25 protein-coding genes are annotated in these 24,881 nt (G+C 62.6%); 16 read left to right on the top strand and 9 right to left on the bottom strand.

Annotation, left to right across the window (positions count from 1 at the left end; genetic code table 11):
- Nucleotides 1-443: 443 nt before the first annotated feature.
- Nucleotides 444-1,472 (bottom strand): S1C family serine protease, encoded by a 1,029-nt coding sequence (locus tag GR303_RS07310; protein WP_161722587.1) that lies wholly within the window; start codon nt 1,470-1,472, stop codon nt 444-446.
- Between the two features lie 17 nt (nt 1,473-1,489).
- Nucleotides 1,490-2,161, bottom strand: a complete 672-nt coding sequence (locus tag GR303_RS07305) for a M12 family metallopeptidase (protein ID WP_246205449.1) — start codon at nt 2,159-2,161, stop codon at nt 1,490-1,492.
- Between the two features lie 351 nt (nt 2,162-2,512).
- On the opposite strand from GR303_RS07305, the gene GR303_RS07300 reads away from it, so the two are divergent.
- From GR303_RS07300 to GR303_RS07290, 3 genes are all read left to right on the top strand, one after another.
- The gene (locus GR303_RS07300; RefSeq protein ID WP_161722588.1) at nt 2,513-4,654 is read left to right on the top strand and encodes a hypothetical protein; all 2,142 of its coding nucleotides are present in this window, start codon (nt 2,513-2,515) and stop codon (nt 4,652-4,654) included.
- A gap of 407 nt (nt 4,655-5,061) precedes the next feature.
- Nucleotides 5,062-6,015 carry an endonuclease/exonuclease/phosphatase family protein gene (locus tag GR303_RS07295; protein WP_161722589.1) on the top strand — a complete coding sequence of 318 codons (954 nt, stop codon included), beginning with the start codon at nt 5,062-5,064 and terminating at the stop codon, nt 6,013-6,015.
- Between the two features lie 162 nt (nt 6,016-6,177).
- A complete protein-coding gene (locus GR303_RS07290; protein WP_161722590.1) occupies nt 6,178-6,906 on the top strand; it encodes a hypothetical protein in 729 nt (242 codons plus the stop codon).
- Between the two features lie 103 nt (nt 6,907-7,009).
- On the opposite strand, the gene GR303_RS07285 is transcribed toward GR303_RS07290, so the two are convergent.
- From GR303_RS07285 to GR303_RS07275, 3 genes are all read right to left on the bottom strand, one after another.
- On the bottom strand, nt 7,010-8,167 hold the full coding sequence (locus GR303_RS07285; RefSeq protein ID WP_343038421.1) for an RHE_PE00001 family protein: 1,158 nt from the start codon (nt 8,165-8,167) through the stop codon (nt 7,010-7,012).
- A 360-nt stretch (nt 8,168-8,527) separates the two neighbouring features.
- Nucleotides 8,528-9,109, bottom strand: coding sequence for a hypothetical protein (locus tag GR303_RS07280; RefSeq protein ID WP_161722591.1), 582 nt, complete (start codon nt 9,107-9,109; stop codon nt 8,528-8,530).
- Between the two features lie 520 nt (nt 9,110-9,629).
- Complete coding sequence (locus GR303_RS07275; protein WP_161722592.1) at nt 9,630-9,908, bottom strand: hypothetical protein; 279 nt, start codon at nt 9,906-9,908, stop codon at nt 9,630-9,632.
- A gap of 171 nt (nt 9,909-10,079) precedes the next feature.
- Here GR303_RS07275 and GR303_RS07270 point away from each other — a divergent pair, with 171 nt between their 5' ends.
- From GR303_RS07270 to GR303_RS07210, 13 genes are all read left to right on the top strand, one after another.
- Nucleotides 10,080-10,454 (top strand): helix-turn-helix domain-containing protein, encoded by a 375-nt coding sequence (locus tag GR303_RS07270; RefSeq protein ID WP_161722593.1) that lies wholly within the window; start codon nt 10,080-10,082, stop codon nt 10,452-10,454.
- Nucleotides 10,455-10,690: 236 nt separating this feature from the next.
- The gene (locus GR303_RS07265) at nt 10,691-10,960 is read left to right on the top strand and encodes a hypothetical protein (protein ID WP_161722594.1); all 270 of its coding nucleotides are present in this window, start codon (nt 10,691-10,693) and stop codon (nt 10,958-10,960) included.
- A 115-nt stretch (nt 10,961-11,075) separates the two neighbouring features.
- On the top strand, nt 11,076-11,624 hold the full coding sequence (locus tag GR303_RS07260) for a DUF3489 domain-containing protein (RefSeq protein ID WP_161722595.1): 549 nt from the start codon (nt 11,076-11,078) through the stop codon (nt 11,622-11,624).
- An 8-nt stretch (nt 11,625-11,632) separates the two neighbouring features.
- Complete coding sequence (locus GR303_RS07255) at nt 11,633-12,166, top strand: DUF2924 domain-containing protein (protein ID WP_246205450.1); 534 nt, start codon at nt 11,633-11,635, stop codon at nt 12,164-12,166.
- Entirely contained in the window at nt 12,163-13,749 is a 1,587-nt protein-coding gene (locus GR303_RS07250) for a recombinase family protein (protein WP_161722596.1), read from the top strand. Before GR303_RS07255 ends, GR303_RS07250 begins: the two co-directional genes overlap by 4 nt.
- 143 nt (nt 13,750-13,892) lie before the next feature.
- A complete protein-coding gene (locus GR303_RS07245) occupies nt 13,893-14,645 on the top strand; it encodes an ImuA family protein (RefSeq protein ID WP_161722597.1) in 753 nt (250 codons plus the stop codon).
- Nucleotides 14,563-16,062: a Y-family DNA polymerase gene (locus GR303_RS07240; protein WP_161722598.1), complete on the top strand. Its 1,500-nt coding sequence runs from the start codon at nt 14,563-14,565 to the stop codon at nt 16,060-16,062. The genes GR303_RS07245 and GR303_RS07240 overlap by 83 nt, the downstream gene beginning before the upstream one ends.
- Nucleotides 16,059-19,337, top strand: a complete 3,279-nt coding sequence (locus tag GR303_RS07235; protein WP_161722599.1) for an error-prone DNA polymerase — start codon at nt 16,059-16,061, stop codon at nt 19,335-19,337. The genes GR303_RS07240 and GR303_RS07235 overlap by 4 nt, the downstream gene beginning before the upstream one ends.
- A gap of 126 nt (nt 19,338-19,463) precedes the next feature.
- Entirely contained in the window at nt 19,464-20,318 is an 855-nt protein-coding gene (locus tag GR303_RS07230; protein ID WP_161722600.1) for a hypothetical protein, read from the top strand.
- Nucleotides 20,319-21,384: 1,066 nt separating this feature from the next.
- Nucleotides 21,385-21,849: an HNH endonuclease signature motif containing protein gene (locus tag GR303_RS07225; protein ID WP_161726035.1), complete on the top strand. Its 465-nt coding sequence runs from the start codon at nt 21,385-21,387 to the stop codon at nt 21,847-21,849.
- Nucleotides 21,846-22,220 (top strand): hypothetical protein, encoded by a 375-nt coding sequence (locus GR303_RS07220; protein ID WP_161726034.1) that lies wholly within the window; start codon nt 21,846-21,848, stop codon nt 22,218-22,220. Before GR303_RS07225 ends, GR303_RS07220 begins: the two co-directional genes overlap by 4 nt.
- Complete coding sequence (locus GR303_RS07215; protein ID WP_161726033.1) at nt 22,213-22,731, top strand: hypothetical protein; 519 nt, start codon at nt 22,213-22,215, stop codon at nt 22,729-22,731. The genes GR303_RS07220 and GR303_RS07215 overlap by 8 nt, the downstream gene beginning before the upstream one ends.
- Nucleotides 22,731-22,940, top strand: a complete 210-nt coding sequence (locus GR303_RS07210; protein WP_161726032.1) for a hypothetical protein — start codon at nt 22,731-22,733, stop codon at nt 22,938-22,940. Before GR303_RS07215 ends, GR303_RS07210 begins: the two co-directional genes overlap by 1 nt.
- 36 nt (nt 22,941-22,976) lie before the next feature.
- Here GR303_RS07210 and GR303_RS07205 read toward each other — a convergent pair whose 3' ends face one another.
- From GR303_RS07205 to GR303_RS07190, 4 genes are read right to left on the bottom strand one after another with little or no spacing between them, the layout of a single operon-like run.
- Nucleotides 22,977-23,324 carry a hypothetical protein gene (locus GR303_RS07205; RefSeq protein WP_161726031.1) on the bottom strand — a complete coding sequence of 116 codons (348 nt, stop codon included), beginning with the start codon at nt 23,322-23,324 and terminating at the stop codon, nt 22,977-22,979.
- Nucleotides 23,317-23,781, bottom strand: coding sequence for a hypothetical protein (locus tag GR303_RS07200; RefSeq protein ID WP_161726030.1), 465 nt, complete (start codon nt 23,779-23,781; stop codon nt 23,317-23,319). The genes GR303_RS07205 and GR303_RS07200 overlap by 8 nt, the downstream gene beginning before the upstream one ends.
- 3 nt (nt 23,782-23,784) lie before the next feature.
- Entirely contained in the window at nt 23,785-24,132 is a 348-nt protein-coding gene (locus GR303_RS07195) for a hypothetical protein (RefSeq protein WP_161726029.1), read from the bottom strand.
- 10 nt (nt 24,133-24,142) lie between these two features.
- Nucleotides 24,143-24,823 carry a lysozyme family protein gene (locus GR303_RS07190; protein ID WP_161726028.1) on the bottom strand — a complete coding sequence of 227 codons (681 nt, stop codon included), beginning with the start codon at nt 24,821-24,823 and terminating at the stop codon, nt 24,143-24,145.
- Nucleotides 24,824-24,881 lie beyond the last annotated feature (58 nt).

Below are 24,881 nucleotides of genomic sequence, written 5' to 3'. Positions count from 1 at the left end.
CTTTGGGCAAATGCCCGTAAGATTTGGTAGCCAACGCCCGCCTGCACGAGACCGTGTGCCGGTGCTTGATAGGCAATCACGTGCGCGAAGTCATGTCTGACCAGTTCGGCGCAGCCCGAACTGAAAGGACCGATGCGTCTCATGGAGCGGAACTCACATCCATCTCACACGGATGATCCGAATATCAGCAACCGAAGCCTGGGGCGTTGCATTGCACCGGCACACCGCGCTGGTCGGATAGCCCGCCTCATTGAACAATCCGCGTGATCTTTGGAGCTGGCAGCGTATCGCCTCCACTGTCAGCGCGATCCCCTCGTTGCAAGAGGCTACCCCGGCATCTCCAATCAGGATGGTCCGAGGGCGCCTACAGCATCGCGCGACGCGACTGCTCCTGAAAGCAGCAAATTGGGCCGGCAGGTTGGGCTGGACAATCGCACAAGGCTTCATTGTATCCGCTCCTGGGCCAAGGTCACTGTACCGCCCCACCAACCGCGCCACTGGTCAACCATGGGGCCGCTCGTCAGCCGGAACAAGAACGTGGCTGACGCCCCTCCCGGGCCGATGTTGCAGGCAAGGTCGCCGTGATGATTCTCGCTCAAAGCGTTCCAGGTGCATTCGGTGATCCGATATCCGGGTTCGGCACCGAAGGTCTTCGTGTACGTCTCTGAGTGCGGGGCGAAGGCGACGGGATGGTCGTCCTTTGTTTCGGCCACCGTATAGGTCTTGCGAATTCTCGGCGGCGGCGCAACGGCTTGCGAAACTGGCGGCCCAGTGTCCTCCGTCCAGCACCGGCGCTCCGCCGGGAGGGCGGAAATCTTCCCGAACAACGGGCTGTTGACGATGCGGGCGGCCGGGATGAGAAAGTTCACGCCCACCACTCTCCGGGTCTCTCCGCCGATCGTCCAGTTCACCACGCCACCGACTGCGATTCCCACGAAGGCGCCGGTCTTGTCGAAGACGGGCCCCCCGCTGTTGCCGGGGTTCACGGGAGCGTCAGTCTGCCATTGGTTCTTCGGCCCGTTGTGATTGCTGATTAGCCCATCGGTGACGCTCAGGTCCTGATCGACCGGAAAACCCATCATGTAGATTGCGGTGCCCATCGGCGCGCGCGCCGCATCGAGCACGACCGGCATGGGGCATCGCGGACCGCCCGCACTGGTCGCTGCCCCGGCGAACTCGAGCAAGGCGAGATCCCTCTCCTCGTCCCGATGAATCGCTTTGACGGCGTGCGGGCTGAGCAGGCGCGACTTCAACCTGACGGCGACGACCAAAGACTTATAGTTCTGCTCGTTGGGAATCACATGGTTGTTCGTCAGGACATAGCTGTCGCCCACGAGCAGGCCGGAGCCGCCGCCCACTTCCTGCGTGCCGTTGAAGAGGGTGCCGATGGTTTCCACGTGCGCGGTCCGTGCATCATAGCGCGCAGCGACCGCGACGGCGTCTTGCGCGAGAGCCGGGTCGATGCCACCCATGACGAGCGCGGTGCAGACTACTTGCCGTAGAACTTCTGCACCGCCTCGATGTCGAGCGCGCTGAGTTTTCCGTCGCTGTTCCATTCCGGATTACAGTAATTCATGATCGACACGGGATCATACTTGGTGACATTGTAGTCGCCCTTCGTGCCCTGGGCGTTCTCGGCCCGGCACTCCTTGGGAGCGTCGTCCCGGTTCTGCTCGTGCGCGAAGCCCAACGCATGCCCGAACTCATGAGCCGCAACGGCATAGACGCAAAAGTCCCGCGTCTGCTGGCAACCCGGGCTCCACTCTCGGAAGGTGAAGTTGAGCACCATGCCTTGGGGCCTCTGATCGAGGTAGCGTCCCAGCGCCTTAACGTGTGGCCCCTCGTCCGCGATCCGGATGTGAATGCCAGGTGCATTGTCGCTGCACCTGCCCCACCCGGTGAACCTCACAGCGGAGTACCGCTCCCAGGTCTCCTCGACCGCAGACCGCGTGATGGAACGGTAATGGGCGTCGGCGGCACTGGGGTTCTCCCAGCATACCGGAATAGGGAGCGTCTCCCACTTCGACGCGCGCAGCACCGTCCCGAAGAGTTGCTCGTCCGACACCCCAGCGGGCCGGGTGCCCTGGGCTTGGACGGGCGCGGCAGCGAGCATCGCGCCGATCCCGATCGCAAACATGGCAGCTCGGAGCAGCATCGTCATGGTCCGCCGGCCTCATCACGTTTGGGCAAGGAGCCTCAATCTGGCATGATGCCAGGCTGAGAATGCAGGAGCACACAGCGTCCTGAACACGGCAAATAAGTATAAGGCACGAATAAGACGGCGTAGACGTCTGTTCCCAGGATCCCTGCACCATGGCAGGCCGGCATCAGCGGCCGATGAGCCCAATGGAGCAGCCTTCTACTTGCATCATTGCAGCGAGCTCCTTTGGGCACATCCTTGGACTGACCAGGCACATCGGTGCGGCAGCTCGGAAGCGACCGCATCATCCCATTGCGCCCGCCCGCATGGCAGGGGCCATGCTACATTGCCCTAACGCAAGGAGGATGGTCGATGCGCGACGGATTGCCTTGGCTGGCCTGGCACTCCTGTCTGCCCCGCTTCGGGTTTCAGGCATTGCTGCTCTTCGGCTTCAGCACCAGCCATGCCCTGGCTGTCACCTATGTCGCCACGCCGTCCGGCGGTCCCGGTTACGATGCCGCCGGCCGGGAGGTGGCGCCCAAGACGCGCGCCCTCGACAAGGCCATGATCGATCTCTTGCAGCCCGGTGACACCCTACAGCTCCTCGCCGAGACTCCCGCGGGCGTGACAGTCTACTCGGATCGTCTGGTGGTCTCCCAGAAGGGCACGTCGAACTCCCCGCCGATCACCATCAAGGGGATCGGCGCGCGCACGAAGTTCGCCGGCAAGACGATCGAAGCGCTCCAGGCCTGCACGATGCCGGATCAGGACAGCGAGAGGACATGCGCCGACACCTCGCTTGTGATCGCCGGCCTATCCGGGGGGCAGCGCGACCTGCTCGTCACCCTCACTGAAGCGGCGGAGCGTGAGATGATCGCATCGTCCAGCAATTTCGCCGTGCCCGCCTTCGGGTCGAGCGGTCGGCTCAAGGCGGCGGCTTGCGTTGACCTCGATCGCGTCGACGGGCTGATCCTTGAGGACCTTACGTTCGAGGACTGCTGGTTGTCGGCCGTCCGGGCTGTGGGCCGCCGGCGCGTGACCCTCCGCAACACGCTGATCCGCGGCAGCAGCTACGGGCTGGCCGTCAAGGGCTCAACATCCAACCCATCCGATGCGATCACGGTGGAGGGGGTCACCTGGGTCCAGGACACGAGCGGATATGCCAAGACCAGCCTTGCGGGCCCACAAGTGTGCGCAGCGCAAGCAGCAGGTGCCGAGCCACGGGTTGCCAGCTTGGGCTGCCCGGGCCGGACATGGCGCACCCTGCCCTGGGGCGTGACCCACCACGGCGTGGCCGAGCACTACAACGGCGCGCTGCTTGGCGGCGTCGACGTAAGCGGCAACGTGGTGTTCCGCAGCAACCGCGTCTTCAGCGCCTACAACGGGATCCGGCTGAAGGCGAAGAAGTGCGAGGAGCTCCCTGCGTCGCAGCTCACACCTCAGACCTGTCGTTTCAATACGCGCGTGCAAGTCGAGGACAACACCTTCTCCTATCTCCGCGACAACCCGGTCGAGATGGAGGTCTTCTCGCGCGACGTCGTGGTGGCGCGCAACCGCATCCACAACGCGCACGCCTGGTTCTCTTTCGACGACATGGGCGGCGGCCCGGTCTACATCTTCGGGAACACAGGCTGGTTCGACGACATGCCGGCCTTGGGATGGTCAAAGAGCGCCGGCGGCGGCCCGCCCTGCGAGCGCCATCCCATCCCGAAGCCGGTGGCGGGAGGCAGTTTCGATCCGGCGCTCGACCGCCACTTCGACTACGCGGCCGCCACGTGGCTGCCGGTCGCCCTTCTGGAGCGCGAACTCCGCAATGGCAAACTGGCGGATGTCTGGATGGAGGAGCAGGACCAGCGCTGCGATACCAGTATCGCTGGGCGCGTCCTGAAGTTTTCCCTTCCGGACAAGGGCATGGAGGCGGACACCTTCCGCTATCCCACCTTGGGGCCGGTCTATGTCTTCAACAACAGCTGGTACCTTCGGGCGCCGGTGACAGGAACCGGGGCAGCGGTGCATCTGCGTCATTGGAACAACGCGATCCTGTTCTGCGAGTCCGGAACGCCGGGCTATGACGCCGAGCTTTGCTCTCCTCGTCCGGTCACGTTCGACGCCACTTGCGGCGAGCGGTTGGTCCGGGGTGAAGAGTTACGGCGGTTTAAGGGGGCGACCGGCTCATTGCCTTTTTTCGACTGCTTCCGGTGGTTGCCCGTCGACGAGGTGGGGCGCGAACGGCCCGACCTCGCGAGCGAGTTTGACACCGATGTGAGCTCGAACGGGTTCCCCGCGGATCCGTCGCTCGGGCCTACGTTCGAGGCCCGCGGCCGGCATGGGGATCCCGGCTTCGTCGCACCCGCGGCAGGCGACTTCCGCCTCCAGCCGGGCGCTCTGGCGGCGCAAAGTCCATGTCGCGTGCAGTCGGTCAATGGGGGGCTCGCCTGCGTCGCAGGCGACGGGGCCTATGCCGGAGCCCACGCGCCGGACGGAACGGTCTACCCTGGTCCTGGTGGACTGTAGGGAATGCGAGCTCTGTAGCGCCTGCCGTGTGCTCGGGGTCATTGCGGTTCGACCCCAGCACGACCAACGCCCAGGCTGCCGCAGCAAACACAAGCTCGTTGCGCACGGCACGGCTCCCGTGCACCCGTCTAGGGCTCCTTCGCCTTCCGAAACCTGTTCTGGGCAGTGCGGGTGGATGTTTCGCGCCAAGTGCAGGCCAGGTGCTGCCGCCGCACCCCTCAGCGATGGACAGGGGTGACCTGATGGCGCTGATCCGTATGAGCCAGGGAAATTATGGTCTGGTCCGGTTCTGCCCGGCTTTGCGGCGCGCCCGGTGGAGAGCAGAATGCCTTAGACGGCGGTATCATCTGATCACGGCGCGCTGCCTTCCGCCCGTGGCCAAAACCGCGCCTTCCTGCAGGCGACTTATGCTGCGGCTTCTCATCACCCTCGCGACCGTATTCTTGACTTGGGCGAGCGCCGCCGCAGAACAAGTGCGCGTGGCGACGTGGAACATCGCCAATTTCTGGCATGTTGAAGGCGAATACCTAAGGCCGGAACCCGGCGGAGGTCCGGGACAGATCAGAACAGCCGCCGATTACCGGGCCATCGCCGACCTCGCACGCGAGCTCAATGCTGACATCGTCGGGCTGCAGGAGATGGGCTCGACCGAGGCGGCGCGGCGGGCGTTCCCCGAGGCGACGTACGACTTGATCTTCTCCCGCCGGTTCGAGGAGGACCTGCGAGCCGACCCTAGCAAGCTCGCGAATCCGAAGAAACGCGACATCTACACGGCGCTGGCTCTACGCAAGGACAAGGTGAAGTTGATCCGCATCGAGCCCATTGCCGAGCTCGCGATCACGGACCGCGAAGGCCATCCGGTGCGGGACGGCACGGCCGCCTTGGTCGAAGCCGGGGGCCGACGCTTCTGGGCCGTCAGCCTGCATCTCAATAGTGGTTGCGCCCGGATCGAGGATCCGGCCTCCTACCGGAACCCCTCGCGTCCCAACCTTGAGGAAGCGTGCGAGATGCTGGTGCGGCAGATTCCCATCCTGGAGCGCTGGATCGATGTGCGCGAGCGCGCGGGCGAGGACTTCGTTTTGCTCGGCGACTTCAATCGGGTGTTCGACCGCGCCAACGAGCCCCTGTGGCGCGACCTCGATGATCGAGACCCACAGACGCTCGACCTGTTCATGGTTCCTTACCGCCAAGCGCTCGTGTGCTCCGGACACTCGCCCGAGCCGGACCGCTCAATCGCTTATGTAATCCTGAACAAGCGGCTGTGGGCTTGGGCTGAACCCAGCGACAGCCCAAAGCTGGACGTGACCGGCAAGAACGTGAGCGACCATTGCCCCGTGTTCCTCGACCTGCGTCTTCCGTGAGGAAGATGGAACGGCTTGAACGCCAAACCAGCACCTGTCCGCTGCCACTCCTCAAAATGGGCTGTCCCTCCGCAGCCCGAGGCCCGGAACAAGCAAGCCGATGCCCGGCGGCGCCGGCCGAGGGCCGCTTCTGTGTGAGCAGGATCAGGGAGAACTTCGTATATGGAATCTTGGAAGCCTTTGGTGGAACACTGGGAGCTCGCCGTTACGTTCCTGAGCCTCCTCGCGACGTTGGCGACCGTGACGCTGGCGTACTACGGCATGCGTGCGGAACGGGAGCGGTCGGAGCGAGAGATTCAGCTCCGCAACGAGCAGCAGGTCCGGGAGGACCGGATCCGTGCTGAGCAGCTTGCGCGTGAGGACGAGATCCGCCGCATCGAGCGCAGCAGCGTGCCCCGGACCGAGTTCGACCTTGAGTGCCGTTTCCTGGGGCCGGTGCAAGGGGAGTACATCACCGACATTCGCATCATCGTGCACAACAAGAGTCAGGTCCGCCGCAAGTTCGGCAGCATACAGGTGCCCATGCTGGGGCTCCGGTCGGGCGCGCCCTTAGGCTATTGGGATAGGGGACAGCAGCGACTCGAATTTCCAGAGAAGTTGCTCAAGGTCGACCTGCTCCCGCAGGAGCCACTCGGACGGTACTATTACTTTGTCGAGCCCGGCATTCGCCAAGTCTTCACCTATCCGACCAAGATCCCTAGCACAATCTCGCATGTGCTCCTTCATGTCCGGTTCCAATCGAGAGTTGACGACGAGCATGGCGGGTCTACCGAGTCGGAGTACGAGAGCGTGTTCGACGAGGAGCGGCTGTTCGAGGTCAAGCCGGATGAGCCGAAATCCCGTTGTGCCATCCTGGGGCGGCGCTGGCGACCGCAGGCGGATAGCCACTAAACTTACGACGCGCCGATGAAATGAACTAGATTTTTGCAGAACCCGGCTCTCGTCGGGAGCACGGTGTCCGTGTGACGATCCCCAACTTTGTTGTCAGCAGCCTCTACACGATGCCCCAAGCGCGGTAGCGGGTTCGGCCGGTGAGCTCGCGCGGCAAGGCGCCCCCGAGCTGGGCCAGCATCAGGTCGACCGCCTTGGGCGTGACCTGCAGCAGCTTGGCCGCGAGCGGCACGGTCACCAGCGGCCGCGACAGAAAGAGCTCGATCAATCCCGGCAGCTTCGAGTTGGAGCGACACTCCTTCGTCACCCGCTGCATCAGCTCGCGGGCGAGGATCAGCCGGTCGAGATCCTTGTTCCCGATGGCGAGGGCCGCCTCGAGCACCTGACAGAAGCCCTCCAGCGTCTCTGTCGCCCCTTCCCGCCCCTGGGGCCGGAATTTTGATTGCTTGAACCCGGCGGCGAGCGGCAGCAGGTGACCAGTCAGCCCCCTCGCCCGCAGGATGGATGCGGCCATGATCAGCCCGAGCCAGGGCAGGCGGGGGTAGAGGTTGAGATCGAGCCAGGCCTTCCAGGCCACCGCCGCGGCCGCCACCGCCGGCCAGTGCGAGGTCCGTTTCACGACGTCGAGCCACAGGTCCTCGTTCTCCGCCTCATCGACATCAGGATCGTAGACGAGATGCGACCGGCTTGTCCGCAGCGGGGTCTCGCCGGCGAGGATCGTATTGGTGCGCTTGAGCAGGGCATCGATCTCGGCGAAATGCGCCTGCCACGGATCGGCATCGTCGGCGAAGGGCGGATAGGCCGCCTCGTCGTCCGGATCGGGCCTGCCCCGGGGCCGGGTGTGATTCCCCTCCCCTCTGACCGGGCCGATGCCGCGCAGAGCCGCGAGACCGTCGATGGAGAGCGGCCAGGGGGCGGGGCGGGCCAGGGCGGTGCGCCGCGCCCGGAGCGCCGCGGCGGCGCGGGTGAGCGCGTGGGTGGGGTGACGCACGTCCATGCCGGCATCGTGCAGCACGAGATCGCCGACATCGACGAGATGGCCGTCGAGGAGAAGGGCACGCACCGCTTCGGTCAGGTCGCAGCGCGCCTGCCAGCCGGCCGCCAGGCCGGAGGCGGCGAGACGGGCGTCAAACCGCAGGATGCCGATCGTGAGCTGTTCCAGACGGCCGGCGATGCTCTCCCATGGGAGGTCCGGCAGAGCGTAGCTGCGCGGAACCAGCTGGTCCTCACCGAAGTCCCCTGCCCCGCTCAGAAATGCCACGCTCCCGCCCCGCATCTAAGTTATTGAGCAAACGACCTATAACTTGGCATACGGAAGCTAAGCAAGTGATCGCTACGCTGTGAGCTGAGGCAGCTCGACCTTCTGCACGATGGCATCCGCAGGGCCCCGGTGCCGTGCTGCGGATGCTCTTTGCTCCACTGTCCTGTAGCCCTGCAGAAGCGCAAAATGGCTCCAGAAGCCCTGGTTTTAAGCCATTTTGGGCGGCTGAGCGGAAGCCCTGCCCGTGCCAGCTGGTTAACAAAATGACTTGAGAGACGTTTTCAAACGATCCGTTGATGACAAGCAAAGGTCCTGAACAGTCAGCCTGGGTTTGAAACCGCAACTCTTGGCGCAATGGACCTATTGTTCCTGATATCCTTGAGCCACAAAGCACCTGCGCATCACGTCAATTCGGAGCCGGATGGCCTGATCCGGTGCAAAGCGCGGATCCCCCAATGGATAGATCTGGTGAGCTCGGGTCACACACAGCATGGCAACATCGCCTGGCGGCAGGGTTGCCGCGCCTGTGCGCCAGTATTCCTGCTCAAGCCGCCTCGTCATCTGCATTGCAAGCGCCTGAATTATCGCCGTCTCCTGAGACCGTGGTGGATTTTGAACCGGAACAGTCCTGCCCTCCGTTGCTGGTGCCGCGCCGCCGTCGCAGCGATACAGCTTGAAGCTGTACATCTGCCCTGATGCATTCGCGAAGGAGGTGTGCATCGAACTCTTCGTGATCTGGCTGAAGACGACCCTCATTTTGCCATTGAGTACGATCGAGATCGACTCCAGGCCTCCCTCATTATCAGGTCGGATATCTGAGACAGCCATCGTATCAATCCCAGGGACGAACCACCTGTCGCGGGTAAGCGTACTGAACTTACGGCAGTCTCCCGGAATATCACTCCAGTTGCCTTCAATCGACGCAAGGCTCTGCTGAGCCAAGCTCCCGCTGCTGAATGTGACAGCCAGCAGACAAACCAGAGATGCCGCTGACCGAGAGAACAGCAAACACCGTGTCCTTCTGCTCAGGCAGTTTGTCAGCAAGCTGATCATCCACTTCCCATGATGACCTCTTTTGTTGTCTCCTATCATGAGTGGGCCTGCTACACTCACAGAGCCCTGGACCCCGACTGCCATCTTCATTGCATATCTCCCCGAATTTTGGCTCGTCTCACGCTATATTTCCCAAATCCAGCCTCGTGTTCATGTCCATCATTCGTAATCACCTCCCGGCCTTTGATCGCTTCATTGAAGCTCGCTTGTGGACGGATAATTTTAGTCCGCATACCAGCGTGCGGGGCTGTCCCAGAAGGCTCTCGCCAAGACGATCAGGCGCACACCTGAGAGCAGGCCGACATCAAGCGATGGCGATGCGCAGCATGCGGCCCTCCATGAGACAGACAGTGATGCTTGGCCGGGTGTCCGCAGGGAGCATCAGTGCATCTGTAGGGGCCAGTTTCATTCAGGGCTCGCGCAACTGGATCCGATGGCCCGGCCGGCCGGCGGCAATCAGGGCACATCCCAGCAGCATGATGCTGAAGCCGACCGATGCTGCGAGACTGGCAGGAGCGAGGTCTGGTGGGTTGGGCATGCTCAGTCCCGACTGGCCGATCTGACGCAAGGACTGATTGAGCGACGCCGTGCGTCCGGCATCTGACATGTAAGACTGCCACTCCGTGAAGCCGTAGAGGCCTGCGCCGTTGAACAGAAGGAAGCCAGCCAGGAAGATAATGAAACGCATGATTGAGCCTCCTCCGTTCAGCGACCCTGTTCGGCCCCGACCAACGGACAGCCCCTATCTTTACTCACACCCTGTACTGTCATCGCCCCTCGAACTCCGCTTCGTCTTCACATGCATTGCTCGAACTACGGTTCATGGTCAAGTGCATCTTTCGAAGTCACGTTTCGGCCTATGGCCGATTCATTGAAGCTAGCTTTGGGATTGCGGGTTCAGGCGGCGCGCCGGCGTGCGCGGCTGACCCAGGAGGCTCTTGCCGAGAAAGTCGGCCGCACACCGGAGAGCATCTCGAACATCGAACGCGGCCTACAGCTGCCGACGATCGAAACGCTTGCCGATCTCGCCCGGGTGCTCAGCGTTCCGCTGCCGGAGCTTGTGGAAGGGATTGCCGAGCGCAAGATTGCACCGGAGCGGCTGCAGATTGAGCTCCAGCTGCGGGAAACCACGCGCATTCTGTCCGATACGGATCTGAAGATTGCCCTGGAACTGGTTCAGGTGCTGGCCCGGGCCAAAGGCCGGACCCGCCTGAAGGCCGGCACCACGCGATAATCGACGCTCAAGGGTTCTGCCGGTCCAGGTCTCGCATCCGCGGTGACAGGACTTCTGAGCCCCCTCCTTATGCGCGTTGCTCAGCCATAGGCTCACGAGAGAAGGCCTATAACGGCGCATTCAGCGATGGATCTGCCTTTTCGTCTTGCACATGATCATGACAGGACAAAACCAGGGCCAACAACGCAATGCCATGGCTCTGATCATGCTCGACTTTGAGGCGCAACCGAGCACTCATGGTGGCCATGACGGAGACGAACACCACCATGAGCAAGCCCGAAACACCCGCTGCCCTGACGATCGAGACTGGTCTTGAGGCGATCTGCCTGCGCCTGCGGGACGCCTCGGCCGTGGCCCAGGCTGCCCTGACCTGCGCGCAGGCTGGGGCCAGCAGTCATGCGGTCGAGATGGCGCTGTCCCTGGAAGAGCCGGTGCGCGAGGCCAGGACCCTGCTCAATGCCATCTGCCTTCTCGAGCGGCTTCAGGAACGATCCTCCACATCCTGACCACCAGACACCGTTCTCACAACGCTGACGATCCTGCTCCCCTTGGTATTGGGCCGATGGGGAGCCTGAGGCGGTGGCAGCCATCAGCTGTCATTCTCTGAGAAAGGATCGCCTTATGAAACTCACTGACACCCAGCTTCTCCTGCTGTCTGCCGCCTCCCAGCGGGAGGATCTTCTCCTGGTTCCGCCCATCAACCTGAAAGGCAAAGCGGCGAATGCTGTTACAGCCAAACTGCTTCGCGGCCAGCTGATCGAGGAGATCATGGTCCAGCCCCACCAGCCGCACTGGCGCGAGAGTGAGGCAAACCGCATCGGCTTCAAGCTGACACCCACCGGTCTCCAAGCCATCGGGATCCAACCTGATCAGGATTGTCCTAACCCTGCGGCAGCTGACGTTGCACAGGTGACGGATGCCCCGCCTGCCAGCGCAGCACGAGACGGGTCAAAGAAGGCGCTTGTGATCTCACTTCTGCGTCGCGAGCAGGGCGCAACCCTCGACGATCTTGTGGCCGCCACAGGCTGGCTGCCGCACACTACCCGTGCCGCCCTCACCGGCCTGCGCAAGAGCGGCCATACGATCACCAACGATAAGAACGAGACCGGCCGGAGCGTCTATCGCCTCACGCTGCCGGAGAACGAGACCTCTGCCGGCCAAGCAGCATGAGGTCACCGATGCTCACGAATTCCCTTAGCATGCACCAGGGCGCAGCGGAGGCTGCGTCCTTCCTGACCACCAATCTCCAAGCCGAGCTCGATCGCCTCGACAGCCTTGACCTGCACGAACTGAGGATCCGGTGGCGCAGGCTTTATCGGTCACCGGCTCCGGCCCACCTGAACCGTCCGCTTCTCGTGCGCATGATCGCCTATAAAATGCAGACCAATGTCTTCGGTGATCTTGATCGCGAGACGATCCGGTTTCTCGAGCGGATTGCGCGCCAGCGCAAGGGTGGAAAGCCAGCGACCAGGACCGTCCCTGCGGTCCCTGAAAAGAAGACGCTCAAACCCGGTACCGTGCTCGTGCGGGAGCATGGGGGGATTCTGCATCAGGTTGTCGTCAGCGATACCGGCTTCCGCTGGAATGGAGCCCATTTCAAAAGCCTCTCCGAGGTCGCACGGGCGATCACCGGCACCAGCTGGAACGGCCCCCGCTTCTTCGGCCTGCGGGACAAGACAGCGTCAGGCCCTAACAGGGAGGAGCATCCATGAAGGCTCCTGCTCCGAAAACGCTCCGCTGCGCGATCTACACCCGCGTCTCGTCGGATTCCGGTCTCGAGCAGGAATTCAATTCCCTCGACAACCAGCGGGAAGCGGCAGAAGCGTATATCAAAAGCCAGTCTCATGAGGGCTGGCGGCTGCACCCTGCCCGCTATGATGACGGTGGATATTCGGGAGGGTCTATGGAGCGCCCTGCCCTCCAGTCGCTTCTCAACGACATCCGCGCCAATCTCATTGATGTCGTGGTGGTCTACAAGGTGGACCGGCTCACACGTTCCCTGGCGGACTTCGCAAAGCTGGTGGAATTGTTCGACGCGCACCGGGTGTCGTTTGTCTCGGTCACGCAGGCTTTCAACACCACGAACAGCATGGGACGCCTGACGCTCAACGTGCTGCTGTCGTTTGCGCAGTTCGAGCGCGAGGTCACGGGTGAGCGCATCCGGGACAAGATTGCAGCCTCGAAGAAGAAAGGCATCTGGATGGGCGGTCATCTACCACTGGGCTACAGGGTGGAGGATCGCAAGCTCGTTATTGATGAAGCGGAAGCCGAACAGGTTCGGATGATCTTCGAGCGCTATCTTGCCTTCGGCAGTCTCACTCTCCTGCTGCAGGAGCTGCGTGAACGAGGCATCGTGTCAAAACGACGACCTCTGGCCTCAGGTAAGACCCGTGGCGGCATTCCCTTCTTGCGTGGCCCCCTCGCCTATCTCCTCAAAAACCGCACCTATCTCGGCGAGATCCTTCATCGCGGACAACGCTATGAGGGTGAGCACGAAGCCATTGTTTCCAGAGAGCTGTTCGATGCGGTGAACGAAAGGCTCGCCCAACAATCGCGTGGCAGGTCGCAGGCCAGAGCTGCCACGACCTCAATCCTAGCGGGACGGATTTTCGATGACCGGGGTCACCGGATGTCCCCAGTACACACCCAGAAGGGCTCAGCCCGCTACCGGTACTATGTGTCCTGCGCTCTGGCACAGGGGCGCAAACACGAAGCTGGTTCGATCTATCGCGTTCCTGCCCCTGAGATTGAAGCCGTCGTGGTTAACACCCTCCGCAATCTGGCACGAACCGGCAATGGGCCGCAGATGTCGGCGGAGGTCTCCGACCGCGAGCTTGTGGAGGTTTGCATCGATCGTGTTGTGGTCCGGAAAGGGGAGCTCAGTCTCACGTTGCGGGATCAGGCTGAGTCTCAGGCGTCGCACATTCTCTCCTGGTCGCCAGCCCCTCATCGACGGCGCCGGCAGGTGATTACTCCCTCTGCCGACGTCCCCGGAATACCCCGGCAAAAGCCAATCCGGGCCGAGGCCCGTGTCCGGCTGATCGACGCGATTGCAAAGGCTCGGTCATGGGTTGATGAGTTGGTCTCCGATGCCAACGTAACAACAGACCTGATTGCTGATCGTGAAGGCTGCAGTGAACGCTCGGTGAGGCTGACCCTGAACCTCGCTTTCCTCGCCCCGAACATCGTGCAGGCGGCGATCAATGGCACACTCCCGGGTGGGGCCGGCCTCTCACGTCTGGCGCAGCTGCCCCCGGACTGGCAGGAGCAGCTCCGCCAGATTGGCTGTTTCTAGCGTTTCTAAAGCGTCGTTGAACCCCATCTGTGCAACACCCTTCTCCCCAAAATTCACAGACACTTCTGCGTGTGGTTTGACACCTTCCGTAACGAGAACATAATAGGAACGTCCTCAACACGAACTTGAATGGGCACGGAGCCATGCATGCCGGGCGACAGGACAGGCTTGCCGCTTTGCGGCTCCAGATTGCCCGGTTGGACGGTCGGTCGCAGAAGACCAAGCCGCTTCCCTTCGGCCTCAAAGCTCTCGACAGCTACCTGCCGGGCGGCGGCCTCGCCCGAGGCGCGCTTCATGAGATGATTGAGGCGGGTCACGCCTCCGAATTTGCCGGCTGCACGACGCTGTTCACCGCCGGGATCGCTGCTCGCCTTAAAGGCCCCGTACTCTGGTGCCTGACGCGTCGGGATCTGTTCGCCCCCGGACTGCTTCGTGCCGGCCTGCATCCGGATCGGGTGATCTATGCCGAAGCCGAGCGTGAGCGGGAGGTCCTGCCGCTGATCGAGGAAGGCCTGCGCGAGAAGGGACTGGCGGCTGTTGTCGGCGAGGTCACGCGCATGAGCCTCATCGCTTCCCGCCGCCTGCAACTGGCGGCTGAAGCGACGGGCGTCACCGCCCTGGTGATCCGGCGCTGGTGGACCCTGGCCGAGAAGGATCTGGTCCACTTGCCGACCGCCGCCGTGACCCGCTGGCGCATTGCCCCTGCCCCATCCGAGCTCATGCCGGCACCTGGGCTCGGACGGGAACGCTGGCAGGTCGAACTCCTGCGCTGCCGCGGCGCCGAACCCCGTACCTGGATTGTGGAGGCTTGCGATGCGAAGGGTCGTCTCGCTCTACCTGCCGACTTGGCCGACCGACCGGATCAGGCGGCGGACCGGCGAGCCGCCGCGTCATGAGCCGCTCGTGACCGTGCACAATGTCGGGTCGCGCCGCGTCGTGCGCGCCGTCTGTGCGGCCGCGCAGGAGCTCAGTCTGCACGTCGGCATGGCGCTGGCCCAGGCCCAGGCGCTCGTTTCCAATCTGCATGTGGCGGAGGCCACGCCTGAGGAGGACGACGCCTCCTTACGGGAGCTGGCGCGCTGGGCCATCAACTACTCGCCCGTGGTGTCGCCCGATCCTCCGGACGGGCTTTGGATCGACATTGCCGGCGTGGCGCATCTGTTCGGCGGCGAGGAGGAATTGCTCCGGGATCTCACGAGCCGCCTGACGCGCCAGGGCATCGCGGCGAAAGCGGCGGTCGCCGACGCGCCGGGTGCCGCCTGGGCGGTCGCTCGCTATGGAGCCGGCGGCGTCGTGCCGGCGGGTCGGACCGTGGATGCGGTCGCGTCCCTGTCGATCCGCGTCCTGAGGATCCCCGTGGACAAGCTCGCCACCCTGCATCGTCTCGGCATCGAGCGGATCGGCCAGTTGGCTGCCATGCCGCGTGCGCCCCTGGTCCGTCGCTTCGGCCGCGACGTCGCGCTGCGGCTTGACCAGACCATGGGCCATGCTTTCGAGCCTATCAATCCCCTCATCCCCAAGGACAGTGTGAGAGCCGCTATCGCGTTTGCAGAGCCGATTGGCCGGATTGAGGATCTCAAATCCGTGATGTTGCGCCTCGCCAAGGATCTGTGCCGGCAATTGGAACGCCGTGGAGAAGGCGTGCGTCGGCTTGATCTCCTGTGTCAGCGTGTCGATCAGAAAAGTGCCTGCCTGCGCGTCGGAACTTCGAAAGCCAATCGGGATGCGGCTCATCTCACCAAACTCTTCGATGAGCGTCTCCAAACCATCGATCCCGGCTTCGGCATTGAAGAGATCGTTCTTGTCGCGAGCAAGGTCGAACCACTGGCGGAGACACAGGTCCAAGCACGCGGACTTGGCGATGAGAGGGAAGAGGCCGACATAGGCCAGCTTGTCGACCGTCTTGGCGCCCGCGTCGGCATGAGAAAGATCTACCGTCTCGCGCCCGTCCAGAGCCTGGTGCCGGAACGCATGACGCGCCGGATCCTACCGCTTGCGCCACCAACAGGCGCCGTCTGGCCGGAGAACCTGCCGCGACCCACGCGGCTGCTCGATCCACCCGAGCCTGTGGTCGCGACCGCCCTGCTCCCAGATCACCCGCCGCGCTTTTTCATCTGGCGAAAGGTCAAGCACAATGTCGTCAAGGCCGACGGTCCAGAACGGATCACGCCCGAATGGTGGAAGGGCGACAGGAACTCGGCTGCCCGTGACTATTATCGCGTCGAGACAGAACAGGGCGGCCGCTTCTGGATCTTCCGCGATGCGCCCACTGCGGAAGGCGGGCGCTGGTGGATGCATGGGTTCTTCGCGTGACTGAGCGCCCTGCAGGCCCTATCTACGCCGAGCTTCAGGTCACCACCCACTTCTCGTTCCTGCGCGGCGCCTCGAGCCCGCAGGAGCTGTTCGAGCAGGCCAAGCTCCTCGGCATCTCGGCGCTCGGCGTCACCGACCGCAACTCGCTGGCTGGGATCGTCCGTGCCTACGAGGCCTCTCGGGATACAGGCGTGCGGCTCGTCGTCGGCTGCCGTCTCGATCTCATGGATGGCACGTCGCTCCTCGTCTACCCGACGAACCGGGCCGCCTACTCGCGTCTGTGTCGCCTGCTCAGCCTCGGCAAGAGCCGCCGCGGCAAGGGGCAGTGCCATCTCATGTGGGATGATGTGGTCGCCTGGAACGAGGGACTGCTCGCCGTTCTGCTGGGCGATCATGCTGACGACAGGCTTAAGGCCAACCTCGCCCGTCTCAAACGGACCTTCGGCAACCGCGCCTACATGGCCCTGATCCGGCGCTTCGCGCCCAACGAGCACCTGCGGCTTTATGCGATTGGGCAAGCCGCACAGGCCGCCCGGGTGCCGACCATCGCCATGGGCGACGTGCTCTATCACCACCCGAACCGCCGCCGCCTGCAGGATGTGGTCTCCTGCATTCGCGAAGGCTGCACCATTGATGAGGCAGGCTATCGTCTCGAACGGCATGCCGACCGTTATCTTAAGGATCCACTCGAGATGGAACGCCTGTTTGGGCGTCATCCCGAAGCGTTCGGGCATGTGCGCGAGGTGCTCGAGCGCTGCACCTTCTCGCTCGACGAGCTGCGCTACCACTATCCGTCCGAGACAGAGCCTGGAGAGACCGCGCAGGAGAAATTGGAGCGGCTGACCTGGAAAGGTGCAAGGCAGCGCTATCCGGACGGCATCCCCGATGCGGTCGCGGCGACCTGCCGCCATGAGCTGCGTCTGATCGAGGAACTGGGCTATGCGCCCTACTTCCTCACCGTGCACGCCATTGTGTCCTTCGCTCGGTCGCGCGGCATCCTGTGCCAGGGCCGCGGCTCGGCGGCAAACTCCGCCGTGTGCTTCGTGCTCGGCATCACCTCGATCAATCCGACCGAGCACGACCTGCTGTTCGAGCGCTTCGTCTCACAGGAGCGGCGCGAGCCGCCGGACATCGATGTCGATTTCGAGCACGAACGCCGCGAGGAGGTGATCCAGTGGATCTACGACACCTATGGCCGTCATCGCGCGGCGCTCACCGCCGTCGTCTCCTGCTACCGCGCCAAGGGCGCCGTGCGCGAGGTCGGCAAAGCGCTCGGTATCCCTGAGGATGTGACGGCAGGATTGGCCGGCCTCGTCTGGGGCTGGGGCAATGACGGGGTTTCGGACAAGGAAGCCAAGGAGCTCAACCTCAACCTCGACGATCCGCGCCTGCGCATGACCTTGGAGCTTGCAAGCGAGCTCATCGGCACGCCGCGCCATCTCTCGCAGCACCCGGGCGGCTTCGTGCTCACGCAGGACCGCCTCGACGATCTCGTGCCGATCGAGCCGGCCGCCATGGAGAACCGTCAGGTCATCGAGTGGGACAAGAACGATATCGACACCCTCAAGTTCATGAAGGTCGATGTGCTGGGTCTTGGCATGCTGGGCTGCATGCGCCGCGCCTTCGATCTCCTGCGCGAGCACAAGGGCGAGCATTACGACATCGCCACGATCCCGGGTGAGGACGAGGCGACCTACGCCATGATCCGCAAGGCCGATACGGTGGGCACGTTCCAGATCGAGAGCCGGGCCCAGATGGCGATGCTGCCAAGGCTGAGGCCGAGAACCTTCTACGACATCGTCATCCAAGTAGCGATCGTCCGCCCCGGCCCGATCCAGGGCGACATGGTGCACCCGTATCTGCGGCGGCGTGAGAAGCGCGAGGAGGTCGAATACCCGCGCCCCGAACTCAGACGCGTGCTGGAAAAGACGCTCGGCGTGCCGCTCTTCCAGGAGCAGGCCATGCGGGTGGCGATCGAATGCGCCGGCTTCACGCCATCGGAAGCCGATCAGCTCCGGCGCGCCATGGCGACGTTCAAGTTCACCGCCGGCGTCTCGAAGTTCCGCGACAAGCTGATCACCGGCATGGTCGCCCGCGGCTATGACGCCGCCTTTGCCGAACGCACCTTCAGGCAGCTCGAAGGCTTCGGCTCCTACGGCTTCCCGGAGAGCCACGCGGCGAGCTTTGCCAAGATCGCCTATGCCTCGTCCTGGATGAAGTGCCACCACCCGGACGTGTTCTGCTGTGCGATCCTCAACTCGCAACCCATGGGCTTCTATGCGCCGGCCCAACTGGTGCGGGATGCCAAGGCGCATGGTGTAGAGGTGCGCCCGATCGACATCAACCACTCGCGCTGGGACTGCACCCTGGAGTCGACCGGAAACCCGACGCGTTTTGCCGTCCGCCTCGGATTCCGGATGGTGCATGGCCTTTCCAATACGGATGGTGGGATGATCCCGATTGTTCGTGCGGAACAGCCGTTTACCTCCATCGAGGATCTCTGGCGCCGCGCCGGGATCTCGGTGAAAGCCCTCAGGCACCTCGCCGAGGCCGATGCCTACGGCTCGCTTGGTGTTAGCCGACGCAATGCGCTCTGGACCATCGAGGGCCTGTCGAACCAGGTGCTGCCCTTGTTCGCAGCTGCCGATGAGCGGGAGCGCACCATCAGGCCCGAACTCGTCGAGCCCGAGGTCGCTCTCGTTCCCATGACGGAAGGCCGGGAGGTCGTGGAGGATTATCGCGCGATCGGATTGACGCTGCGCCGGCATCCCCTCGCCTTCCTAAGGCCGGAGCTGACCGAGCGCCGGATCCGTTCGTGCGCAGATCTTCACCATGCCCGGGACGGACAGCGCGTCACGGTGGCGGGCCTCGTGCTGGTGCGCCAGAAGCCGGGCTCCGCCAAGGGCGTGACCTTCATGACCATCGAGGACGAGACGGACGTCGCCAATCTCGTGATTTGGTCCGCGGTGTTCGAGAAGCACCGGCGCCTGATCCTGTCCTCAGGCATGATCGGCTGCCGCGGCCGGGTTCAGCGCGAAGGCGTGGTGACCCACCTGATCGCCGAGCACTTCATCGACCTGTCGGATCTCCTCCGCTCGGTGGCGGATCGCGACACCGAACTACGTCTCAGAAGCGGCCGCGGCAACGAGAGTAGGATCGGCACCCGGGATAGGCTGAGAGGCGCCTCGTTTGAGCCTTTCTCCCAGGTTGATTCAGGCAGCCATGATCAAGAGAACGTTCCTGAGATCAAGATCGCAACGCGAGACTTCAGGTAGAACAAACGCAAGTCATATTGCGTGGCTAGGATCGCCATGGCGCATATTTACTGGAGCGGCTCTGTCATCGCTGGCTCGGTTCCGCCATGAGCCACTTGAAAACGCCCTCGTTTCGGAGCTGTGCCATTGGTTGATCGCCGTGCATTGGCTCTCACGGGCGGGCACTTCAATGATATTTTGGCTGGGGGAAGTGTTATGGTTCGAGAAGAAAGCATGCAGAAGTTAGACCGGACAGCGGTTAAGGCTCTCGCGGGATATGCCGAAGGGCGGCTGAGAGAAAGCCTTGCTCAGCTTGGGGACGCGCCAACCATCTCAGTCCGGACCAGGGAAGGGGTCGCGAAGCGCCTTACCGCCAAGAACGTCACGAGCTATTCAACTGCAGAAAAGCTCCCGTTCCTCATTGCAATGGAAATCGAGAGCTTAGGCGATCGGATCCGGCTTTATCCCTTCACGACCCGATACCGGGAAATCATCAACTCAGGACCCCGCGACATGTCGATGGCATGGCAGATACATAGCTACAGCCTGCGGCAGGGCGAGCTCTACATCATTCAGGAGCGAGGCGCTGAACTGATCAGGTTCCTGCACTACGTTGCATCGGATCTGGGCGTCCCCACGGTGGACCGATCGAACAACTTTCAGAAGGCATTCAAGAAGCAGTTCGATCGCAGGCTTCGCGAGCGGCACCGCCTTGTTCATGCCCATGAGCGGCCATCGCTCACTTCACGGGTCATCGACTTTGCTCTCGTCACCGAAGACGCAGACAGGGAAACGGTTGGCGACACTTTGGCCGGCCTCGCGGTCAATATCGCCCACCTCCTGCCCGGAGAGCCTCCCGAAAATGCACAGGACATCTTGCAACGTCTTTCCGAGCTTCGCAACAGCTATGTGACCTTCGCTGAGACGGAGGCTAAGGACATGTTCGAGATCCTCTCAACCGAGGTCCGGACGACATTGGATCCATCATCCAGTGCCAAGTGATGCACAGCGGCACCTGGATCAGGCGGGTACCAGACAGCCGGGTTTTCGCCAAAAGAGGTGTTGAAAACCCAGGAAACCATGCAACCTTCTGGTTGCATGGTGCTTAGCCGGAACTACCGTTGTTCATAGTATGGAGATCTCGTTCGCAACTGAGGAGTTGAAGGAAGTCTGCCTTGCGCGTGTGCCTGAGGCTGGTGCTTTGCCCAATGATGTCATAAGGGCAATCCATGCATTCTATCATGCAATGCGGAACGCGGACCACGTCGGGGAACTGCCGTACGGGCACCCGGAGCAAGGCGACTTGCAGCCCCAATAAGTTCGATCGCATCCCCCTTTGTTGGCCTGATCCGATGGCCGTACTTCAGGAGGTCCTGGAGACCCTTCCTCAAAAGGTCGTCGAACGTTTCGCCCTCGATGAACATTGCGCCTCAGCCCTTGGCGAGACTTGGGAAAAGCCTGTGCCCTGCAACCTGTCAGATGCGCTTACCCTATCTCCGCGAGCTTGAGCAATAAGCACAATTGCTGATCAACGCCACAAAGATCCCGAAATAGATTGTTTCACGACCGTGTAGCTGAAGCAGAGATTGGAGGAAGCGACTGAGAAACAACTCGGGACTATAGGCGCGCATTGCTGACCTCAACATCTGTCAAAGAGATCAAAACAAGTCTCAGTCGTGCCTCGAACCAGTCTCGGACTGCACGGAGCACAGACCGACGGAAAGTGCATTTTCAAGGCGGGAGAAATCATCGCCTCAACATGCGTGCAACGGCCATTTTGAAAGGCCCATTATGTGGCAGAGATAGCGTCGCGAAAAGCCAAGCCATTGAGAAATGGCACTTTCTCTGGCCGTTTGGGAAATGATCTATTCTCGCCGGAATGATTGGTGGGTGTGCAAGGATTCGAACCTTGGACCCGCTGATTAAGAGACACCTCTTAATCGAATGAAATCAGTCACTTGGGTGTAAACCGAGACTCATTCGGAGCACGCAAGATCAATGACTTACAGCAGAAATGTAAACCGAAAATCGGGCTTCTCGACCCCTCTCACAAGCGGGAGGGCGGCCCATGGCTAGTTCTCCTCAGGCGCTTTGGCCCCGCTTCCAGGCCAAGATAGATCGCTCCTCTTCCCCGTGCGGGTGCTGGCTTTGGACGGGCAGCACTGCGAAGGGCTATGGGAAGATCCGGTACAATGGCGTGTACGTGACCGCCCATCGAGTCTCCTACATGCTTTACAAGGGGCCGATCCTTGACCGGCTGTTCGTCTGCCACACGTGCGACACCCGCCTTTGCGTCAACCCGGATCACCTGTTCCTGGGGACCAATCTCGAAAACCAGCAGGATATGTGGAGCAAGGGCCGCTATGGGTTCGGGGGCGGCAGGTCAGTGCTGACCGAGGATGACGTTAGAGCAATCCGCGCCGATACTCGAACACATAAGGCTATCGCCACGGCATATGGCGTCGCGTCCTCAACCATATCCATGATCAAGACCGGTCGGAATTGGGCTCATATCAAGCAGGAGGCGGCATGACCGGGAAAGATCAATCAGCCGAGAGGCAAGCCGCTATGGAGAACAATTCCGTGAAACGCTATTGGGTTAGCTGGCTCGCAGACCATGGGCCGTTTGAGCTTCATTCTCCATGGTGGTTCAGCGGAATGCGGGCATCAGACGACGTTCCAACTGTCTGCGCCGCTGTTATGGCCGAAAGTGAAGAAGCAGCACGGGAGGCAATTTACGCCTGCGTGGACAGCCGACCGGCTCATATTGAGTTCCGGTTTATCGAGGAACGTCCTGACGACTGGACTCCGTTCAATAGCCGCTTTCAGCGTCGCGATTGGATGAACTGGCCCGACGACGACCTCCCGATGAGCGAAAGCGAAGGAGGGCACCCCCATGTCTAGCCTCTTGAAAGATCAATCCATGTCGAAGGAAGAGGGTAAAAGGGTGCTGCGCACTCCGGCTCAACGTCTGCGCCAATACAGCGAGAACAGTACCTTTGGGTTTCAGCCGCTTTTCATTGAGGCGGCTGACCTTATCGAGCAGAGGGAACGCGAGTTGGCCGCAGCCCTGGAACGCCTCTACAAGGCATGCGAGCAGCGAGACAGGGCTGAGGCTGAGGTCAAGAGGCTACGCTCCGAGGGCTGGGTTCTGGTCCCGAAAGAGCCGACCGAGGCGATGCTGAGTGCTGCCCTACTAGATGGTTATGACGATCCTTTCGATGAGGCAAGCCAGATCGGCCACAGATGGGTGCGCGAGGCAATCTGGGAAGCCATGCTAGACGCCGCCAGCGTCAGCGATGGAAGCCGCGAAGCGGGCGAGACCACAGGGCTCGATCCGAAGGACGACAGCGCGGTGACCGAAGGTCAGACGTCCGTCTCAAACCCCTCTCTTCAGGAAGGAGACCGGGGATAATGTACGAGCCTCTCGCAGCAGCCTTCGGAACGCAGATCATTGAGGTTGAGCCCGGGTACGAGGCTAAAGACCCGATTACTGGAGAGACCGCCATCGTGGACGACGAACACGCCGTTTCGGTAGGTCGAACCATCTTCGTTACGATGAAGAACTATGAAGCCATCAAAGCCCGCGCCTCCCTCCGCTCTCCTGGACAGGGAGGGGGATGAGGTGCCATTCTTCGCCACTATCGAGGCTAGCATCGCTCAAGATCGCTGCTTGAGCAGATGGACGAGTTCCTGGAATTCCCGGCGCACCGCCGTCATCTCGTCGAGGGCCCGGTCGATCTGGTGCCGCCTCGCCTGGTCGTCCCTCTCCTCCCGCATGATGGCCACGGCCTTGCGCACGGCGTCCGCAAGCTCCCCGATGGCTGCAGCCATCTGAACGCCCGCATCCTTATCCGTGATCGCCGCGACGACCCCAAGAGGAGCGGATTGGACAGCCTTGTCCACTTCCCGAGCCCTCTGCCGCTCGGCCGCCCGGTACATGAAGATGGCGCCGATGGCCGGCAGCAGAACCCCAAGAAGCGGGGCAATGTCCTTGAGCTCAAGCACTCTTCGACACCTTCGATCTGGCTTGGCGAAGTCTCAGGCTGTCGAGGGCCTCGGCATCGGTGCCGCATCTGAGAGCCGAGAAGAATTCGAGCACGAAGAGCGTGCCGGACATCGCCAGCAGGATCGGCGGGCCCAAGCCCTCACCCCGGTCCACGCTGGCCACCGAGACGGCGAAGGTGAACCAGAAGCCGCTTCCGGTCAGGCAGCCGGCGATGCGGGCGATCGGGCTTGATCTCCAGCGCCCGTTGATCACCAGCGCCGTCGACCGGAGAATGCCAACCGAAGAGAGGAACCAGCCACCTTGATCCTCGGTCAGCCAGCGCACGAGGCTGGCATAGATCGGAGAGGCGAAGGTATCCCCTGGCCAGAGCAGCGTGACCCCGCATGCCACCATGAGAGCGGCAAGGCCCATCTCGAGCATGCGGGTCTGCATGTAAGCGGTGGAGGAGATGATCATGGCTCACGCCCCCAGCGGCTTCCGCGCCTTCCAGCGCCCGTAGAGCGTGCCGATGCCGCCGCCGATGCTGCCAAGCGGCGGACCGTAGGTTTCCCACGACAGAGGCACCCCGTTGGCGGCCATCGTGCCGATGGTGGCGACACCGCCCAGGATCGCGAAGATCGCGCCCCAGCTGACGCGGGAACGGTACCAAGGCTCATTGTTCGTCAGGTGCTCCAGGACCGGCTGCAGCTCCTTGGCGACCTCCACCTTCACGACCGGCTTCTCTGGGGCCTCAATCGGAACGGAGGGGGATTTGACGAGCCGGTCGGCAATGCGGGCAGCGATGTCGAGAACGATAAGCGGGGTCATGGCGCGTCTCCTATGGGATCATGGCTTTGAGGGCTGAGGCGTCGATGCCGAGAAGGGCTGCGACGGCGACAAGAGCGGTGATAAGGGCCGCCATGGCAGCCAGAGCGGCGGGTGATGGCGCCTGAGCGACCGGACGGGAGGGCGGGACGGGAGCCGCGCCGGCCGCCCCCTTGGCCTTCGTGAGAGCCGCCTCAACGGCCTCTGCCGAGACCAGCGACTTGTTCAGGCCGTCGCCGGCATAGTAACTCTGCCCCCGCTCCACGGTCCGGTGCGCCCCCTGCATGCGATAGGGCACCGGGAACGAGGCCCACTCCTTGGCCAGCTCGATCATGAACGCGTGATCCGACATCCGGCCGGAGATCCACCGCTCGTAGCCGCGGCGCCGGAGCAGATAGAGACCGAGCCGGTCCTGATAGTCGGGCGTGAAGACATCCTCTGCCTTCAGGTTCATCTCGGTCGCCAGATCCCGGAGGGTGGCGTCCATGAACTGATACCGGCCGCAAGCCGAGGAGCCGAAGGTCTTGGTGCGCCACTTCCCCTGATCGAGAACCTCTTTCATGGTCATGGAGGTGAGCGGCTTCGGCATCCGGTCCATGCGATTGCCGTAGACGGTATCGTAGCCTTTCGGGGCTTCCTTCGATCCGATGAAGTCGAGCAGCATCGCCGCCGGCCTGGGGACGGTCCTATCCATGGGGATTCCTCGGTTGTGGGGAGTTCAGTCAGAGGCCGTCCACCCGAGCGACAGCGCC

This window comes from Microvirga arsenatis (assembly GCF_009910705.1).
Taxonomy (GTDB): Bacteria; Pseudomonadota; Alphaproteobacteria; order Rhizobiales; family Beijerinckiaceae; genus Microvirga; species Microvirga arsenatis.
Note: the sequence above shows the minus strand (reverse complement) of the source record. Positions and strands in the feature narration are given on the sequence as shown.

Coding starts and splice junctions, on each gene's coding strand:
- GR303_RS07310 (WP_161722587.1), bottom strand. CDS start 1,472: ATGGGTGGCATCGACCCGGCTCTCGCGCAAGACGCCGTCGCGGTCGCT.
- GR303_RS07305 (WP_246205449.1), bottom strand. CDS start 2,161: ATGACGATGCTGCTCCGAGCTGCCATGTTTGCGATCGGGATCGGCGCG.
- GR303_RS07300 (WP_161722588.1), top strand. CDS start 2,513: ATGCGCGACGGATTGCCTTGGCTGGCCTGGCACTCCTGTCTGCCCCGC.
- GR303_RS07295 (WP_161722589.1), top strand. CDS start 5,062: ATGCTGCGGCTTCTCATCACCCTCGCGACCGTATTCTTGACTTGGGCG.
- GR303_RS07290 (WP_161722590.1), top strand. CDS start 6,178: ATGGAATCTTGGAAGCCTTTGGTGGAACACTGGGAGCTCGCCGTTACG.
- GR303_RS07275 (WP_161722592.1), bottom strand. CDS start 9,908: ATGCGTTTCATTATCTTCCTGGCTGGCTTCCTTCTGTTCAACGGCGCA.
- GR303_RS07270 (WP_161722593.1), top strand. CDS start 10,080: ATGGCCGATTCATTGAAGCTAGCTTTGGGATTGCGGGTTCAGGCGGCG.
- GR303_RS07265 (WP_161722594.1), top strand. CDS start 10,691: ATGGTGGCCATGACGGAGACGAACACCACCATGAGCAAGCCCGAAACA.
- GR303_RS07260 (WP_161722595.1), top strand. CDS start 11,076: ATGAAACTCACTGACACCCAGCTTCTCCTGCTGTCTGCCGCCTCCCAG.
- GR303_RS07255 (WP_246205450.1), top strand. CDS start 11,633: ATGCTCACGAATTCCCTTAGCATGCACCAGGGCGCAGCGGAGGCTGCG.
- GR303_RS07250 (WP_161722596.1), top strand. CDS start 12,163: ATGAAGGCTCCTGCTCCGAAAACGCTCCGCTGCGCGATCTACACCCGC.
- GR303_RS07245 (WP_161722597.1), top strand. CDS start 13,893: ATGCATGCCGGGCGACAGGACAGGCTTGCCGCTTTGCGGCTCCAGATT.
- GR303_RS07240 (WP_161722598.1), top strand. CDS start 14,563: ATGCGAAGGGTCGTCTCGCTCTACCTGCCGACTTGGCCGACCGACCGG.
- GR303_RS07225 (WP_161726035.1), top strand. CDS start 21,385: ATGGCTAGTTCTCCTCAGGCGCTTTGGCCCCGCTTCCAGGCCAAGATA.
- GR303_RS07220 (WP_161726034.1), top strand. CDS start 21,846: ATGACCGGGAAAGATCAATCAGCCGAGAGGCAAGCCGCTATGGAGAAC.
- GR303_RS07215 (WP_161726033.1), top strand. CDS start 22,213: ATGTCTAGCCTCTTGAAAGATCAATCCATGTCGAAGGAAGAGGGTAAA.
- GR303_RS07210 (WP_161726032.1), top strand. CDS start 22,731: ATGTACGAGCCTCTCGCAGCAGCCTTCGGAACGCAGATCATTGAGGTT.
- GR303_RS07200 (WP_161726030.1), bottom strand. CDS start 23,781: ATGATCATCTCCTCCACCGCTTACATGCAGACCCGCATGCTCGAGATG.
- GR303_RS07195 (WP_161726029.1), bottom strand. CDS start 24,132: ATGACCCCGCTTATCGTTCTCGACATCGCTGCCCGCATTGCCGACCGG.
- GR303_RS07190 (WP_161726028.1), bottom strand. CDS start 24,823: ATGGATAGGACCGTCCCCAGGCCGGCGGCGATGCTGCTCGACTTCATC.